At 71.9% G+C, this 15,671-nt stretch carries 14 protein-coding genes and 2 pseudogenes; 8 read left to right on the forward strand and 8 right to left on the reverse strand.

The annotated features are described in order from the left end of the window. Positions 1 to 293, forward strand: a pseudogene (locus VIG79_RS05875) (phosphoserine transaminase); the annotation flags it as partial. A gap of 90 nt (positions 294 to 383) precedes the next feature. Here VIG79_RS05875 and VIG79_RS05880 read toward each other — a convergent pair. The 3 genes from VIG79_RS05880 to VIG79_RS05890 all read right to left on the reverse strand — a co-directional run bounded on the left by VIG79_RS05880 (position 384) and on the right by VIG79_RS05890 (position 3,741). After that, a complete protein-coding gene (locus VIG79_RS05880) occupies positions 384 to 1,670 on the reverse strand; it encodes an MFS transporter (protein ID WP_331883335.1) in 1,287 nt (428 codons plus the stop codon). Then, the gene (locus VIG79_RS05885) at positions 1,667 to 2,104 is read right to left on the reverse strand and encodes a MarR family transcriptional regulator (RefSeq protein WP_331883337.1); all 438 of its coding nucleotides are present in this window, start codon (positions 2,102 to 2,104) and stop codon (positions 1,667 to 1,669) included. The genes VIG79_RS05880 and VIG79_RS05885 overlap by 4 nt, the downstream gene beginning before the upstream one ends. Positions 2,105 to 2,238: 134 nt before the next feature. Further along, positions 2,239 to 3,741: an NCS2 family permease gene (locus VIG79_RS05890; RefSeq protein WP_331883339.1), complete on the reverse strand. Its 1,503-nt coding sequence runs from the start codon at positions 3,739 to 3,741 to the stop codon at positions 2,239 to 2,241. A gap of 124 nt (positions 3,742 to 3,865) precedes the next feature. Between VIG79_RS05890 and VIG79_RS05895 the strand changes: the two genes are divergently transcribed. After that, complete coding sequence (locus tag VIG79_RS05895; RefSeq protein WP_331883341.1) at positions 3,866 to 4,120, forward strand: DUF2530 domain-containing protein; 255 nt, start codon at positions 3,866 to 3,868, stop codon at positions 4,118 to 4,120. A 66-nt stretch (positions 4,121 to 4,186) separates the two neighbouring features. Here the strand turns inward: VIG79_RS05895 and VIG79_RS05900 are convergent, their stop codons facing one another. The 4 genes from VIG79_RS05900 to VIG79_RS05915 form a co-directional block, all read right to left on the reverse strand. After that, entirely contained in the window at positions 4,187 to 4,927 is a 741-nt protein-coding gene (locus tag VIG79_RS05900) for a DUF3027 domain-containing protein (RefSeq protein WP_331883343.1), read from the reverse strand. Between the two features lies 1 nt (position 4,928). Further along, complete coding sequence (locus VIG79_RS05905) at positions 4,929 to 5,327, reverse strand: cold-shock protein (RefSeq protein ID WP_331883345.1); 399 nt, start codon at positions 5,325 to 5,327, stop codon at positions 4,929 to 4,931. A gap of 85 nt (positions 5,328 to 5,412) precedes the next feature. Continuing rightward, positions 5,413 to 6,345, reverse strand: a complete 933-nt coding sequence (locus VIG79_RS05910; protein WP_331883348.1) for an aldose 1-epimerase family protein — start codon at positions 6,343 to 6,345, stop codon at positions 5,413 to 5,415. A 9-nt stretch (positions 6,346 to 6,354) separates the two neighbouring features. Next, positions 6,355 to 6,708 carry a hypothetical protein gene (locus VIG79_RS05915; protein ID WP_331883351.1) on the reverse strand — a complete coding sequence of 118 codons (354 nt, stop codon included), beginning with the start codon at positions 6,706 to 6,708 and terminating at the stop codon, positions 6,355 to 6,357. Positions 6,709 to 7,056: 348 nt separating this feature from the next. Between VIG79_RS05915 and VIG79_RS05920 the strand changes: the two genes are divergently transcribed. Further along, on the forward strand, positions 7,057 to 9,372 hold the full coding sequence (locus VIG79_RS05920) for a helicase-associated domain-containing protein (protein WP_331883354.1): 2,316 nt from the start codon (positions 7,057 to 7,059) through the stop codon (positions 9,370 to 9,372). Positions 9,373 to 9,476: 104 nt separating this feature from the next. Here VIG79_RS05920 and VIG79_RS05925 read toward each other — a convergent pair whose 3' ends face one another. Further along, positions 9,477 to 10,409 carry a hydroxymethylglutaryl-CoA lyase gene (locus VIG79_RS05925; protein WP_331883357.1) on the reverse strand — a complete coding sequence of 311 codons (933 nt, stop codon included), beginning with the start codon at positions 10,407 to 10,409 and terminating at the stop codon, positions 9,477 to 9,479. A gap of 73 nt (positions 10,410 to 10,482) precedes the next feature. Here VIG79_RS05925 and VIG79_RS05930 point away from each other — a divergent pair, with 73 nt between their 5' ends. The 5 genes and pseudogenes from VIG79_RS05930 to VIG79_RS05950 all read left to right on the forward strand — a co-directional run. Then, positions 10,483 to 11,010, forward strand: a complete 528-nt coding sequence (locus tag VIG79_RS05930; RefSeq protein ID WP_331883359.1) for a hypothetical protein — start codon at positions 10,483 to 10,485, stop codon at positions 11,008 to 11,010. A 59-nt stretch (positions 11,011 to 11,069) separates the two neighbouring features. Next, on the forward strand, positions 11,070 to 12,713 hold the full coding sequence (locus tag VIG79_RS05935) for a DNA repair helicase XPB (RefSeq protein ID WP_331883361.1): 1,644 nt from the start codon (positions 11,070 to 11,072) through the stop codon (positions 12,711 to 12,713). Positions 12,714 to 12,869: 156 nt separating this feature from the next. Beyond that, positions 12,870 to 13,589, forward strand: coding sequence for a response regulator transcription factor (locus tag VIG79_RS05940; protein WP_331883363.1), 720 nt, complete (start codon positions 12,870 to 12,872; stop codon positions 13,587 to 13,589). After that, positions 13,586 to 15,106: a sensor histidine kinase gene (locus VIG79_RS05945; protein ID WP_331883365.1), complete on the forward strand. Its 1,521-nt coding sequence runs from the start codon at positions 13,586 to 13,588 to the stop codon at positions 15,104 to 15,106. The genes VIG79_RS05940 and VIG79_RS05945 overlap by 4 nt, the downstream gene beginning before the upstream one ends. Positions 15,107 to 15,137: 31 nt before the next feature. Further along, positions 15,138 to 15,671: pseudogene (locus VIG79_RS05950) on the forward strand (hypothetical protein); the annotation flags it as partial.

Genomic DNA, 15,671 nt, shown 5'->3' on the forward strand with positions numbered 1-15,671 from the left:
CCACCGACAGCAGCAGCCGGCTCTACTCCTGGGCCGAGCGCACCGCATACACGACCCCGTTCGTCACCGACCCGTCCGCCCGCAGTCTCGTGGTCGGCACCATCGACGTCGACGAGGCCATCGATGCGGCGGCCGTCGCGAAGGCCTTGCGCGCCAACGGGATCGTCGACGTGGAGCCCTATCGTAAGCTCGGCCGCAACCAGCTCCGCGTGGCGATGTTCCCCGCCGTCGAGCCGGACGACGTGTCGGCGCTGACGTCCTGCGTGGACTACGTCGTCGAGCAGCTGGCCTGACGCCTCAGCGGCGCACCAGCGCCGCGATGACCGCCACGGCGACGAGCAGCACCAGCGCGGCGATGGTCAGCCGCTGCCGGAACCGGACGTTCACCGAACGGCTTCGGGCTGTGGGGCGTCGACCCGTTCGGTGGTGACGGAGAACCGCGGCCGGCGGTCGGACTCGTAGCGCACCCGCATATTCTCGCGCCGGTAGAGGTATGCCGCGACGGCCACCAGGGACAGACCCACGGCGATGGTGCCGATCCCGATGGTCCAACGGGCCCCGAAGACGTCGCCGATCCAGCCGATGATCGGCGCCCCGAGCGGGGTACCGCCCATGAAGACGGCCATGTAGAGCGCCATCACGCGGCCCCGCATCTGGGCGTCGACCGACAGCTGCACCATGGCGTTAGCGGTGGTGAGGGCGGTCAGGGACGCCAGGCCGGTCGGTATCAGGGCGAGCGCGAACACCTCGTAGGTGGGGGCGAGGGCGGCGATGCCGGACGCGACGGTGAAGCCGGCGAGCGCGATGAGCAGGATCCGGAGGCGTGGCACCTTGCGCCGCGCGGCCAGAAGGGCGCCGGCGAGGGAGCCGATGGCCATGATCGAGCCGAGCATCCCGTAGCCGGTCGGCCCCTCGTGGAACTCCTTGGTGGCCATCAGCGCCGTGGTGAGCTGGAAGTTCATCCCGAAGGTGCCGAGCACGAACACCAGCGCCATCACCAGCATCACGTCCGGTCGGCTCCGCACGTAGGACAGGCCCTGCCGGATCTGGCCCTTGCCCCGGGCGCGGGGAGCCGGGGTGAGGTCGCGGACCCGCATGGCCAGCAGCGAGGCGAGGACGAACGCGAACGAGAGACCGTTGACCAGCAGCGCCCATCCGGTGCCCAGGGCGGCGATGACCAGGCCGGCGACCGCGGGGCCAATGAGCCGACCCGCGTTGAACGAGGCGCTGTTGAGGGCCACCGCGTTGGTGAGCCGGTCCTTGGGGACCATCTCGGAGACGAAGGACTGGCGCGCCGGGTTGTCGACGGCGGTCGCGACGCCCTGGAGGAACGCGATGAGGTAGACGTGCCACAGCTCGACGTGGCCGGTCAGGGTGAGCGCAGCGAGGGCCAGCGCGGACAGGCCGAGGAACGACTGGGTGGTCAGCAGGATGTGCCGCTTGCTGAACCGGTCGGCGATCATGCCGGTCACCGGCGCCAGGACGAGGAACGGCAGGAACTGCAGCCCCGTGACGATGCCCAGGGCGCTCGAGGAGTGGTCGGTCAGCTGGGTGAGGACCAGCCAGTCCTGGCCGACCCGGCCCATCCAGGTGCCGACGTTGGAGACCAGCGATCCCGCGGCGTAGATGCGGTAGTTGCGGACGGACAGCGAGGAGAAGGTGGGGCTCACTCGCCGGCCACCTTGGTGAGGATCACGGTGGCGCGCGCGAGCACGTCCTGCTCCTCATGAGTGAGCAGGGCGACGCGGCTGGCCATCCAGGCGTCCCGCTTGCGGCGGATCGCGGCGAGGGACCGTCGGCCGTCGTCGGTGAGGGACAGGATCACCGAGCGGCGGTCGGTCGGGTCGTCCTGACGCAGGACGAGGCCGCGCTCGACCAGGGCGGCGACGGTCCGCGTCATGCTCGGCTTCGCGACCCGCTCGATCTCGGCCAGCTCACCCGGCGTGCGGGGCGCTTCCTCGAGGCGGCACATGACCGAGAACTGATGCGGCGCAACGTCGTGACTCGACTCGAAGCGCACCCGCCGGCTGATCCGCATACACGCGAGACGAAGGTCCGTCGCCATGCGGGTCAGCTGCTGCGAGTTCAAGGTCGTGGTCACCATCGATAGTTAGCATAACTCATTACCTGGGCTAACTATCTCGGGGTATGCCCGTGGCCAACTCGGTCCGTGGTGGAAAGAGCCGGACTTCAGACAGGTTCGGGGCACCAGTCGAGCTCACGCGGCCACCCTGGGACTCAGTCGATGTGCAGCACTGCCTTGATCGGGTCGAGGGCGAAGTAGAGGACGAACAGGCCGGCCACCAGCCACATCAGCGGGTGGATGACGTCAGTCTTGCGCCGAACGATCTTGATGAAGACGTAGGTGACGAAGCCCGCGCCGATGCCGGCCGTGATCGAGTAGGTGAACGGCATGAGCACGATGGTGAGGAACGCCGGGATCGCGATCTCGAGGTCGTCCCAGGAGATGCCCCTGACCTGCTGCATCATGAGGAACCCGACGATGACCAGGGCCGGCGTGGCGGCCTCGTACGGCACGATCGTCACCAGGGGCGCGAGGAGCGTGGACAGCAGGAAGAGCGCGCCGGTCGCGACGCTGGCCAGGCCGGTCCGGGCGCCCTCGCCGACGCCGGAGGCCGACTCGATGTAGGCCGTGTTGCTGCTCACGCTGGCGGCGCCACCGGCGACGGCGGCGACCGAGTCGACGAGCAGGATCCGCTGGGAGTTCGGCGGGTTGCCGTCCTTGTCCAGCAGGCCGGCCTCGGCGCCGATGGCGACCATCGTGCCCATCGTGTCGAAGAAGTCGGCCAGCATCAGGGTGAAGATCAGCAGCGCCGCGGCGACGAACCCGATCTTGCTGAACGAGCCGAGCAGGCTGAACTGGCCCAGCAGCCCGAAGTCGGGGATCTCGACCACGGTGCTCGGCCAGGTCGGGACGTTGAGGCCCCATCCGCTCGGGTTGACCACCTGGCCCGTGGCGTCGGTCTGGCTGCCGACCTTGAAGATCGCCTCGATGACGATGGCGAGGATGGTGGCGCCGACGATGCCGATGAGGATGGCCCCCTTCACCCGCAGGATCATCATGGCGATGATCGCGAGCAGGCCCGCGACGAAGACGAGCATCGGCCAGCCGACGAGGAAGCCGCCGACGCCGAGCTCGACCGGTACGGGTCCGGACGGCTTCCTGACGAAGCCCGCGTCGACGAGACCGATGAACGTGATGAACAGGCCGATACCGACCGAGATCGCGGTCTTGAGCTGGGTCGGCACGGCCCGCAGCACGGCTTTCCGGAACCCGGTGAGCACGAGGATCGTGATGATGATGCCCTCGATGACGACCAGGCCCATGGCGTCGGGCCACGTCATGCCGGGCAGCTTGGCGATGCCGAACGCCACGAACGCGTTGAGCCCGAGACCGGTGGCGAGCGCGATGGGGAAGTTCGCCACGACGCCCATGAGGACCGTCATGACGCCCGCGACGAGCGCGGTGGCCGCCGCGACCATCACCTTGGCCTGGTTGATGTCGCCGCCGCCGAGGAAGGCGCCGGTGCTGTCCGCCTGGGTGCCGATGATGAGCGGGTTCAGCACGACGATGTAGGCCATCGTGAAGAACGTGACCAGCCCACCGCGCAGCTCCCGGGAGACCGTGGAACCACGCTCGGAGATCTGGAAGAAGCGGTCGAGCGCGCCGCGGTCCTGAGGGCCGCCGGGTTTCGCGGTTGCGGTGGAGGTCGTCGCCATGGCAGGGACGGTAGTGGCGAGATGTTTCCGCCGGGTTGCGAAACGCGGGGTGTCCAGTCACCTCACGACGTTCTCCCCACGCTTCGCTCCGATACTTCGCGGGGACCCCGAATACGCTGACGGTATGAGCGCCACCGAACCGCCCGCGGCGGAGGAGCTGCGTCCGGTCGCCGTTCCCATGACGCGGATCGTCGAGGTCGGGCTCGGCGTCTGGGTGCTGGCGCTCGTCGCGACCCTGGTCGTGCCCGCCCTCCACGAGGGTCCGCGGTCGTGGTGGCCATGGTGCTGCGTTGCCGGGCTCCTCCTCGGCCTGGCCGGGTACGCATACGTCCGCCGGGGACGCGGTAACGCCGCCGAGGCCAAGGCGACCGGGGACTGACCGCCCTAGCTTCTCCTCGCCGAGAGGCGAGTTGAAAGCCGGGAGAGTCGGGTCTGGACCGGCCGGTCAGGTGAGGAGGTCGACCGCGAACTCGTCGACGATCGGGCGGCCGTGCGCCGCCGCGTCGTCCGCTGGGACGTCGGTCTCACTGTGCGCCCCGCACCCGTGGTCAAGGCTGACGACCTGGCCGTCCGAGGGGGACCAGCCGTTCGCGCACACCCCGAACACCGCTCGCAACGCGCCGGCCATCGGCACGAAGTAGCCGCACGTCGAGCACCGGTCGTGCGCCTGGACAGCGACGTCGGCGGTCGGACCGTGGGGCCCGTCGTACCAGCGCTGCGCGGCATCCTCGCGGCCCTCCTCGGAGAGCACCCGCCGCCGCCCGAGGCCGAGCTCGAAGAACGCCATCTGGTCGACGTCCTCTTCGCCGGTCGCCTCGAACCCCTGCACCAGCAGCGGGTCGTCGACCCGGAACGGCAGGATGTCGCCGGCGCTCAGGTCACCGGGAGCGATCCGCTCCGCGTACGGGAGCCACTGGGGCGAGAGGACCGACGCCGCGCCCGGAACGAGGCTGGTCTCGCAGACCGTGGCCTCCTTCTGCCGCGTGGCGCGCGCGACGCTGACCGCCCAGCGCCAGCCGAGGTAGGCCGGGGTGAGGCAGGCGAAGTAGTGCGTCGCGACGCGGTCGCCGTCCATGACCATCTCGAGGTGGTCCCCGACGCTGCCCGGCTCCGCCAGCCCGTCGAGGGCGGCGCGGGCGAGGTCGACGGCCGCGCGCAGCGTCGGGTCGACCTTCAGCTCCGGCACGTCACGCCTCCAGCTGGTCCGCGAGGCCTCGCAGCGCGCGACCCATCGCCGACGCCTTCTTGCGGTCCGGGAAATGACCGCGCCGCAGGTCCTCGGAGGCGTTGTCGAGCAGCTTGATGACGTCCTCGACGATGACGACCATCTCGTCGGCCGGCTTGCGCTGGGCGGCCCGCTTGGCGGCCACGATCGACGGGGCGGGATCGAGGACCCGCACCGAGAGCGCCTGGGCGCCGCGGCGACCCTCGACGATGCCGAACTCGACCCGGGCACCCGTCTTCAGCGCGGTCGTACCCTCGGGCAGCGCGCTGGCGTGCAGGAACACGTCGGCGCCCCCGTCATCGTCGGTGAGGAAGCCGAAGCCCTTCTCCGAGTTGTAGAACCTGACCTTGCCGGTGGGCACGGTTACTCCTTGCGTCATGGTCGATGAGCGTCACCTGCGCGACGCACCAGCCTAACGGGGAGCGCCACCCGGTTTTCCCACGCGCTCACGCCGGGCGGATCCCCCACGAGCCGGTATGCGACTGCTCGGGTCTCAGGACGACGAGGTCGGTCCCGGAGTTGAAGGCGTCGGGCGGGCAGGTCATCGGCTCGACCGCGATGCCGGTCGTCCCCTCGGTGTGCGGATGCGCCCGGCCCGTGAACACCTGGGTCCACGCGTACGCCTCGTCACCCCAGAGGCTGACCGCGCCGGTAGCGAGGCCGGTCAGGGTGACCGCCCACCGGCCGTCGGCGCCGCGGGCCAGGTCGGTGAAGGCGGTGTCGAGCGCCAGATCGCCGATCGGCCGGCCGGCGCGGAAGTCGTAGGCGGACCTCTCGACCGGGTGGGTCGCGACGGGGAGCTGCCGCTCGGCGTCGGTCTCGAGGTAGGTGGTCGCCGGGACCTCCAGGACGACCTCGGCGACGGGGGTGTCGGCGATGGAGAGGTACGGGTGGGCGCCGTAGCCGTAGGGGGCGTCGCCCTCGCCGACGTTGAGCGCCGTCGTCGTCACGGTGAGGCCGTCGTCGGCCAGGGCGTAGATGGTGGTCAGCTCGAGCACCCAGGCCCAACCCGGCTGCGGGTGCAGGCGCTGGCCGACGGTGATCGACGTGGAGGTCTGGTCGAGCAGGTCCCAGGTGGTCCACCGGACCAGGCCGTGGGTGGCGTTGTGCTTGGCCGGTTCGGTGAGCGCCAGCTGCCGCTCGGTCCCGGCGTGGGTGTACTTCCCGTCGCGGAGCCGGTTCGGCCAGGGGATGAGCTGCTGGCCACGGCCGGCGACCGACATCTCGTCCGGGCCGTAGCCGGCCACGACGTCGATACCGCCGCGGGTGTAGCCGCGGATCCCGCCGCCGAACTCCACGACGACGAGCTCGTCGCCGCCGCGGCGGATCGTCCACTGGGCGCCGGTCGGCCGGGACCGCTCACTGGCCTCGGTGATCACGGGGTCAACCTATGACGGTCCGCCCTTGCTCGCGACGAGGAGCGCCCGCTTGCCGTCCTTCGTCGCGACGACGGTGACCTGGCTACCGACGGTGAAACCGGCCGCCTTGGCCGGTCCGCGGACCGTCGTCGTCGCCGACACCGCATACGTCTCGGTGAAGCCGTCGGTGCTCTTCACCGTCACCTCGGTGTCGCCGGCGGCCGTCCCCGACCCGGTCTGCACGAGGAGGGTCTCGGTGCCGCCGGTGGCGGTCGGGCGGGTGACCTCGCCGTGGAGGGTGCCGCCCAGGCGGCCCGGGATCGAGCTCAGGTCGCCGTTGCCCTGCCCGTTCCCCTGCCCGTTCCCTGCCCGTTCCCCCGCCAATTCCCCTGGCCCTGCCCATTGGTGCCACTGTCCCTGGTCTTGTCCTTCGCCTTGACCTTGGCCTGCCCGTCAGCGTCGACGGAGGCGCTGGTGAGGGCCGCGCGGTCCTGACGGGCCGAGCTCGCGAGGGCCGCTGCCGCGGTGGCGATGAGCAGGCATACCGCGACGATGGCGACGGCCACGGCCCATCGCCCGCCGCGCGTCGACGTGGCCTGCTCCCACAGGCCCGGTGGGCGGGCGGGTCGCGGTCACGGGTTCCTCCAGCTGGTTCGAACACCCCGATCGGCCCGTTGTGCGGGGCCGCGACGCGTTGAGCCATCACCCGAAGTGACGATTACCGTTGCCCTCATGTCCGCCGGTCCGTCTGCCGCCACCGACGCCGCCGCGCCGGCGGCCGGGGCACGCAGCCTGGCCGACGACATCCGCAGCCGGAGCGACGATCAGCTCACCGCGCTCGTCCTGAGTCGTCCCGACCTCGCCCGCCCGGCGCCGTCGGACCTCACCTCGCTCGCGGCCCGCGCCGGAACCCGCGCCAGCGTCCAGCGCGCGATCGAGAGCCTCGACCTCGGACACCTCCAGGTCCTCGAGGCCGTCGTCGTGGCCGGCGACGGGTCGGCTTCGGGCACGGTCGACGAGCTGATGGGCGGGCTGGACGTCCGGTCGCAGCTCCAGCGGCTCTGGGACCTCGCGCTGGTGTGGCGGGCACCCGAGGGTCTGTATGCGGTCCGCACCGCGCCGGAGGTCCTCGGCGCCCATCCCGCGGGGCTGGGACCGTCCTCGCTGGAGCTCGGGGCGAGACCGTTGCCGCCGCACGAGATCCGCGAGGTGGTCGCCGACGCCCCCGAGTCGGCCCGCAGCGTGCTCGACCGGCTCGTCTGGGGGCCGCCGATCGGAGTGGTCAACCGGGACGCCCCGGGGTCGGAGGGCGTGCGGTGGCTGCTGGACCACCGGCTGCTCCACGTCGTGACGCCGACCGTCACGGAGCGGGCCCGGGGCGAGACCGAGACGCGGGTGCTGCTGCCCCGCGAGGTCGCGCTGCTGCTGCGTGGTGGCCGGCTGCACCAGGAGGTCGCCCTCACCCCGCCGGACGCCGCGACCACCTCGATCGGTACCGACCGGGTCGACGCCGCCGCGGGCGGTGAGGTCAGCGACCTGCTGGCCCTCGTGGAGGAGGCCATCGAGCTCTGGGGGCCCGCCCCGCCCCGGGTGCTGCGTACCGGCGGGCTGGCCGTCCGGGACCTGCGGCGTCTTTCCGAGTCGCTCGACGTCGACTCGACGCGGGCCGCCTGGCTGGTCGAGACGATGCTCGGCGCCGGCCTCATCGCCGACGACGGCGAGATCGTCCCGGTCTGGGCGCCGACGCCGGTGGCCGACGACTGGCTGCTCGCGCCGCCCGGCTCGCGGTGGGCGCGACTGGCGGCCGGCTGGCTGACGTCCACCCGGGCGCCCCACCTGGTCGGGTCCCGTCTCGCCGGGTCCTCGTCACCGGCCAACGCCCTCGGCCCGGACCTCCACTGGCCGCCGGTCCGGGCGATGCGCAGCGACGTTCTCGCCGAGCTGGCCGGGCTCGGTCCGGGCGAGGTCGCGACGTCCGAGTCGTTGCTGGGCCGGCTGCGCTGGCGGCGACCGCTGCGCAACCCGGCCCGCCTCGGCGACGCGATGGCCGCCGTGCTCCGCGAGGCGGAATGGCTCGGCGTCACCGGCCGCGGCGGGCTGTCCAGTGCCGGACGGGCCCTCGTCGCCGGCGACGAGGTCGACGCGGTCGCGGCGACCATGGCCAGCCAGCTGCCGGAGCCGGTCGACCACGTCCTCGTGCAGGCCGACCTCACCGCCGTCGCCCCGGGGCCGCTCCAGGGCGACCTCGCCCAGCTGATGCGCCTTACCGCCGACGTCGAGTCCCGCGGTGGCGCAACGGTGCACCGGTTCACCCCCTCGTCGGTACGACGCGCCCTGGACGCCGGATGGACCGCCGACGAGCTGCTCGACTCGCTGCGCGGAGCCAGTCGCACCGGACTCCCCCAGCCGCTCGAGTACCTCGTCCGCGACGTCGCCCGCCGGCACGGGCAGACCCGCGTCGGCGGCGCGACCGCATACATCCGCAGCGACGACGAGTCGGTCCTCGAGTCGCTACTGGTCGAACGCGCACTGGCGGCGTTGCGGATGCGGCGCATCGCCCCGACCGTGCTCGTGTCCTCCGCTGACCCCGAGACGCTGCTGGAGATGATGCGCGACGCCGGGTACTCGCCGGTGCAGGAACGCTCCGACGGCTCGGTCGTCGTCTCCGTGGCGGCGCGACGCCGGGCCGCCGGCCGCCGGGCGCCCGCACCGGCGCGGACCACGCCGGTCGACTCCGGGTATGCGGCCAGCCTGGTCCGCGGGCTGCGCGCGGCCGAGGAGGCGTCCCGGAACGCCGAAGGGGAGGACACCCGGCCGGCGCTCGTGCCGAGCGACCCGGCGGTGACGATGGCGGCACTACGCGATGCGGCGGCCGAGCAGCACGGGGTGTGGATCGGGTACGCCGACATGACGGGGCGCACCGACCGGTACCTCTTCTACCCCACCCGCGTCGAGGGCGGCCGCGCCTGGGGACGGGTGGCCGACTCGACCACCGAACGCGGCTTCTCGGTCTACCGGATTACCGGCGTCGCCGACCTCACCGGCTGACCCAGACCGCGCGGGGCCCGTCCCGCCGATAGGCCAACTTCGGCCGCTCTGAGCTGGCCCAGCGCGGCCAAAAACCGCCTCGCGCCAAGGGGAGGTGCCCGGGGTCAGGCGCCGGCGAGGGCGGCCACGACGCGGGACGGCGAGGGGCGGCCGAGCTGCTCGGCCATCCAGACACTCGTGCCGACCAGGGCGTCGAGGTCGACACCGGTCTCCACGCCGGCGCCGTCGAGGGCCCACACGAGGTCCTCGGTCGCGAGGTTGCCGGTCGCGCTCTTGGCGAAGGGGCAGCCGCCGAGGCCGCCCGCGGAGGAGTCGACGACGGTCACGCCGTCCGCGACCGCTGCCAGGGTGTTGGTCAGCGCCTGGCCGTAGGTGTCGTGGAAGTGCACTCCCAGGTGCTCGACGCCGATCCCTCGGGCGTCCAGCGCCTCGATCAGACGGTGCACGTGCCCGGTCGTCCCCACCCCGATCGTGTCGCCGAGGCACAGCTGGTCCAGCCCGAGGTCGTTCAGGCGTACCGCGACGTCGACGACCTGGCCCACCGGGACGTCGCCCTCCCACGGGTCGCCGAAGCACATCGACACGTAGCCCCGCACCCAGAGCCCCGCCTCCCTGGCCCGGGCCACCACCGGGCGGAACATCTCGATCGACTCGTCCACGCTGCGCCCGAGGTTGTTGCGCGCGAACGTCTCCGTGGCGCTGCCGAACACCGCCACCGCTTGGACGCCCGCCTCGAGCGCGCGATCCAGCCCCTTCTCGTTGGGGACCAGCACCGGCCGGTTGCGACCGAGGCCCTCGGGCCCGAGGTCGGCGAGCAGCTCGGCGGCGTCACCGAGCTGGGGTACCCATGACACCGGCACGAACGAGGTGGTCTCGACGATCGGCAGCCCCGCCGCGACCAGCCGCCGGACGAACTCCGCCTTGACCGCCGTCGTGACGTGGCCCTTCTCGTTCTGGAGCCCGTCGCGCGGACCGACCTCGTACACGGTCACCCGGGGAGGAAGGCCCGCCGCCGCCTCGACCTGTGGGCCTCTCATCGGTCACCCTCCCAGCGTCGCCACCGGCCCTCATCGGCCGACGTCCATCCTCGCAGGACGGTAGGTTGGGCCGGTGAGCGAGTCGCCTCAGCAGCCGTCCGGAGAGGGCGCGTTCGGCGCGCCGCCGGGCGCGGGGGCACCTTCGTGGCCGCAGCCCGGCCCGTGGCCCCACCCCGGCCCGGCCCGGCCGACCCCACCGAGCGACGGCCCCCGCGGCTACCCGCCGCCGCAGGGACAGCCCTACCCCACCGCATACCCGCAGCAGCAGCCCTACCAGCCGGGGTATGCCTCCACGTACCCGCCGCAGCACGGGCAGGCACCCCTGCAGCCGGCGTATGCGGAGTACGTACCGGCGCAGAGGTCGCCGTTCCCGGTCAGCACCTTCGTCCTGCTGATCGTCTCGGTGATCTCGCTCATCGCGACGGGGATCATCGGCATCCCCAGCGCGATCATCTCGGTCGTCGCGTGGCGCCAGAACGCCGGCGACCCGGCCGCCTGCCGCACGCGGACGACGACCGGCTGGATCGTCTACGCGGTCAACTTCGTCGTCGCGCTGCCGCTGCTCATCTGGTTCTACGTGTGGGCGCTCAGCAACCAGTGAGCAACCAGTGAGCCCCCAGCCGGAACAGCACCCCCCTGCAGACCGTTGGCCTGAAGACCATGACTGACGGCCCCCTTATCGTCCAGAGCGACAAGACCCTCCTCCTCGAGGTCGACCACCCCGGCGCGGAGGACGCTCGTCGTGCCATCGCGCCGTTCGCCGAGCTCGAGCGAGCCCCCGAACACGTCCACACCTACCGCGTCACCCCCCTGGGGCTCTGGAACGCGCGAGCCGCCGGCCACGACGCCGAGCAGGTCGTCAACGCGCTGCTGACCCACAGTCGCTACGCGGTCCCCCAGGCCCTGCTCATCGACGTCGCCGAGACGATGGACCGCTACGGGCGGCTCACCCTCGAGAAGGACGCCACGCACGGCCTCACGCTGCATACGATCGACCGTCCGGTGCTCGAGGAAGTGTTGCGGCACAAGCGGATCCAGCCCTTGCTCGGGACGCGCATCGACGACCTGACCGTCGCGGTGCACCCGTCCGAGCGCGGCCACCTGAAGCAGGAGCTGCTCAAGGTCGGCTGGCCGGCCGAGGACCTCGCGGGCTACGTCGACGGCGAGGCGCACGCCATCGAGCTGGACACCTCGGAGTGGTCGCTGCGGCCATACCAGCAGCAGGCGGTCAACGGGTTCTGGGACGGCGGCTCCGGCGTCGTCGTCCTGCCCTGTGGCGCCGGCAAGACCCTCGTGGGCGCCGGCGCGATGGCGGCGGCCTCCGCGACGACGCTGATCCTCGTCACCAACACGGTGTCGGCGCGCCAGTGGAAGGACGAGCTGCTGAAGCGGACCTCGCTCACCGAGGGCGAGATCGGCGAGTACTCGGGACAGCGCAAGGAGATCCGGCCGGTCACCATTGCGACCTACCAGGTGCTCACGACGAAGCGGAAGGGCGTCTACACCCACCTCGACCTGCTCGACGCGCGGGACTGGGGCCTCATCGTCTACGACGAGGTCCACCTGCTGCCCGCGCCGATCTTCCGGATGACCGCCGACCTGCAGGCCCGGCGCCGCCTGGGGCTCACCGCCACCCTGGTCCGCGAGGACGGGCGCGAGGGCGACGTCTTCTCGCTCATCGGGCCGAAGCGGTACGACGCGCCCTGGAAGGACATCGAGGCGCAGGGGTACATCGCTCCGGCCGACTGCGTCGAGGTGCGCGTCTCGCTCCCCGACGGTGAGCGGATGGCGTACGCCATGTCGGAGCCGGACGAGCGCTACCGGCTCGCGTCGTGCACCGACGCCAAGGACCGGGTCGTGTCCCAGCTCGTCGAGCGCCATCGCGGCGAGCCGACGCTGGTCATCGGCCAGTACCTCGACCAGCTCGAGGCGCTGGCCCAGCGGCTCGACGCGCCGATCATCACCGGTGAGACGACGGTCCCGGTGCGGCAGAAGCTGTACCAGGCGTTCCGGGTGGGCGAGATCCAGCTACTCGTCGTCAGCAAGGTCGCCAACTTCTCGATCGACCTGCCCGAGGCGTCGGTGGCGATCCAGGTCTCCGGGACGTTCGGCTCGCGCCAGGAGGAGGCCCAGCGCCTCGGTCGGGTGCTCCGGCCGAAGGGTGACGGCCGCACGGCGCACTTCTACACGGTGGTCGCCCGCGACACGGTGGACGCCGACTTCGCCGCGCACCGCCAGCGGTTCCTGGCCGAGCAGGGCTACGCCTACCGGATCGTCGACGCCGACGACCTCTCCGTCCTCTGACGCAGGCTTTCACGCTTCCAGACCGCCGTTGTTGCCGGTTGCGGCCGTCCGCGGCGCCGCAAACCGACAACAACGGGCGTCTGGAAGCGGAGTGGGGGCGAGCGCGTTCGGGTGACTCCCAGTAAACTCCCAGGAATCCTCTCCACACTCTCCCGCGTGACCGCCGAACCCGCCATCGCCGAGGCCTCGCTACTCGTCGTCGAGGACGAGCCCAACATCCGCGAGCTGCTCGCCACCTCCCTGCGCTTCGCCGGGTTCGAGGTGTCGGTCGCCAACGACGGGCGCTCGGCCATCACCAGCGCGTCCGAGCGCAACCCCGACCTGGTGGTCCTCGACGTCATGCTCCCCGACATGGACGGCTTCGAGGTCACCCGGCGGCTGCGCGAGTCGGGCCGGCAGCTGCCTATCGTCTTCGTCACGGCGCGTGACTCGGTCGACGACAAGATCAAGGGCCTGACTGTGGGCGGCGACGACTACGTCACCAAGCCGTTCAGCCTCGAGGAGGTCGTCGCCCGCATCCGGGCCGTCCTGCGCCGTACCCGTGGCGACGAGTCGAGCACCGCGACGCTCACCTTCCACGATCTCGAGCTCGACGACGACTCCCACGAGGTCCGCCGCGGTGGCCGGGTCATCGAGGTGTCGCCGACCGAGTTCAAGCTGCTGCGCTACCTCATGCTCAACCCGAACCGGGTCCTGTCCAAGGCCCAGATCCTCGACCACGTCTGGGACTACGACTTCCGCGGTGAGTCAGGGATCGTCGAGTCCTACATCTCCTACCTGCGCCGCAAGATCGACACTGTCGAGCCCGCCCTGATCCACACCAAGCGCGGCGTCGGCTACGTGCTGCGACTTCCCCCAGGCACCCTGACGGGGTGAGCGCGACCGATCCGTCACGCGGCGGGACCCGATGGGCCGCGGGCCGGCGCGGCGCGGTACGTGGCATACCCCTGCGGGTCCGGCTCCTCACCGTCGTCGCCGTGCTGCTCGCGGCGGCCCTCGCGGCGAGCAGCCTCATCGTCACGGTCCTCATGCGCACGTACCTGCTCGACCGCACGGACGAGGAGCTGCGCACCTACGGCGAGATCGCCGCGGCCGTCGCCTACGGCACGGAAGGCGCGCAGACCATCCAGCCGAACTTCACCGTCCGCCTGTACCGCCCCGACGGCACCGGCGTCCTCAAGCTGGCCGAGGCCGCCACCGAGCCGGGCGCCGAGCCCTCCATTCCCATCCTGACCCGGACCGACCCCCGCGTCGTCTCGTCCCAGCCGTTCACCATCGAGTCGGCCGACCCCGACGACGCCGACCTGCGCTGGCGCGCCATCGCCGGCATCAACGCCGACCGCGACGCCGTCTACGTCGTCGCCGTCCCGCTCCGGCAGATGGAGGCGACCCTCGCGAGCTTCCTCGGCTACGCGCTGCTCATCGGCGTCGTCGTCCTGGCCGCCGCACTCGGGATCGGCTGGTACGCGGTCCGACGCGCCTTCCGCCCACTGACGCGGATCGAGGACACCGCCGCGGCCATCGCCGCCGGCGACCTCACGCAACGCGTGCCCGAACCATCGACCCGCGACGAGGTGGCCTCACTCTCCCGCTCGCTCAACGCCATGCTCGCCCAGATCGAGCAGTCCTTCGCCGTCCGCGAGGCCAGCGAGGAGCACATGCGGCAGTTCGTCGCCGACGCGTCGCACGAGCTGCGGACCCCGTTGGCCACCGTTCGTGGCTACGCCGAGCTCTACCGCCAGGGCGCCGTGACGAACCCCGACGACGTCGCCGTCGCGTTCGGACGGATCGAGAGCGAGGCGTCGCGGATGTCCGGCCTCGTCGAGGACCTCCTCGTCCTGGCCCGCCTCGAGGGCGAGCGAACGGTCGTGTTCGACGACGTCGACCTCGCCGTCCTCGGCGGCGACGCCACCCTGGACGCCCGGGTGCTCGCCCCCGACCGGCACATCCGGCTCATCGGCCTGGACGGGCCGCTCGGACCTGTGCACGTCCTCGGCGACGAACAGCGGTTGCGCCAGGTGGTCACCAACCTCGTCTCCAACGCGCTGCACCACACCCCGGCGGGCACCTCCGTCGAGATCGCCGTCGGCAACCGTCCGAACGGGTGCGCCGCGCTGGAGGTCCGCGATCACGGCGACGGCGTCGACCCCGCGCGGGCCCGGCGGGTGTTCGAGCGGTTCTACCGCGGCGACCCGGCGCGCAGCCGGCGCAGCAACGGGGCGAGCGGCGGTACCGGGCTGGGCCTGGCCATCGTCGCGGCCATCGTCAGCGCGCATCACGGCTCGGTCGGCGTCTCCCAGACCCCCGGAGGCGGCGCGACGTTCGTTCTCGAACTCCCACAGCATGCTCACAGTGATGCGACAGCGAGTCTTGACGACGAGGAGGTTGATTAGGGGAAAGTCACCCAGAGGAGCAGCGAGAACCATGACCCAGCAGGACATCCACCCGGACCCCACGAGGACCAGCCCGGGCGAGAACGCCCCTGAGCCGCCCGCCCACCAGTGGTTCGGCAGCGCCGAGCAGAGCGCCGCGCCGACCACCGGCATCCCGGTGCAGTCGCCGGAGCAGACGCCCGAGCAGGCGCCGGCGCAGACCGGCCAGGCGAGCCCGACCCAGGCGCCCGACGCGCCCGAGTCCAACCGCACCTTCCCGAGCTACGGCTTCGGTACGCCGGACGCCCACCAGCAGCGCACCGACTGGTACGCGACCCCGGCGACCGGCGGCAACGGCGGTTACGGCAGCTACCCGCCGCCCAGCCCGACGCCGTCGCCGGCTCCGAAGGCGAAGTCGAACCGTGGCGTGGTTCAGCTGACCGCCGTCGCGATCCTCGCGGCTGCGCTGGCCAGCGGGGGCACCTACGCCGCCACCCGGTATGCGACGCCGGCTCCGTCCTCGAGCCCGGTCGCGACGACCCAGAGCAACGGCTCGTCGTCGCCGCAGGTGATCCAGGGCAGCGCG

It is taken from the genome of Lapillicoccus sp. (assembly GCF_036559105.1).
Lineage (GTDB): Bacteria > Actinomycetota > Actinomycetes > Actinomycetales > Dermatophilaceae > Lapillicoccus.

Excerpts from the sequence above, each read along its gene's own strand:
- VIG79_RS05920 (WP_331883354.1), top strand. The coding sequence starts at position 7,057 with ATGTCCGCCGGTCCGTCTGCCGCCACCGACGCCGCCGCGCCGGCGGCC.
- VIG79_RS05925 (WP_331883357.1), bottom strand. The coding sequence starts at position 10,409 with ATGAGAGGCCCACAGGTCGAGGCGGCGGCGGGCCTTCCTCCCCGGGTG.
- VIG79_RS05895 (WP_331883341.1), top strand. The coding sequence starts at position 3,866 with ATGAGCGCCACCGAACCGCCCGCGGCGGAGGAGCTGCGTCCGGTCGCC.
- VIG79_RS05935 (WP_331883361.1), top strand. The coding sequence starts at position 11,070 with ATGACTGACGGCCCCCTTATCGTCCAGAGCGACAAGACCCTCCTCCTC.
- VIG79_RS05890 (WP_331883339.1), bottom strand. The coding sequence starts at position 3,741 with ATGGCGACGACCTCCACCGCAACCGCGAAACCCGGCGGCCCTCAGGAC.
- VIG79_RS05885 (WP_331883337.1), bottom strand. The coding sequence starts at position 2,104 with ATGGTGACCACGACCTTGAACTCGCAGCAGCTGACCCGCATGGCGACG.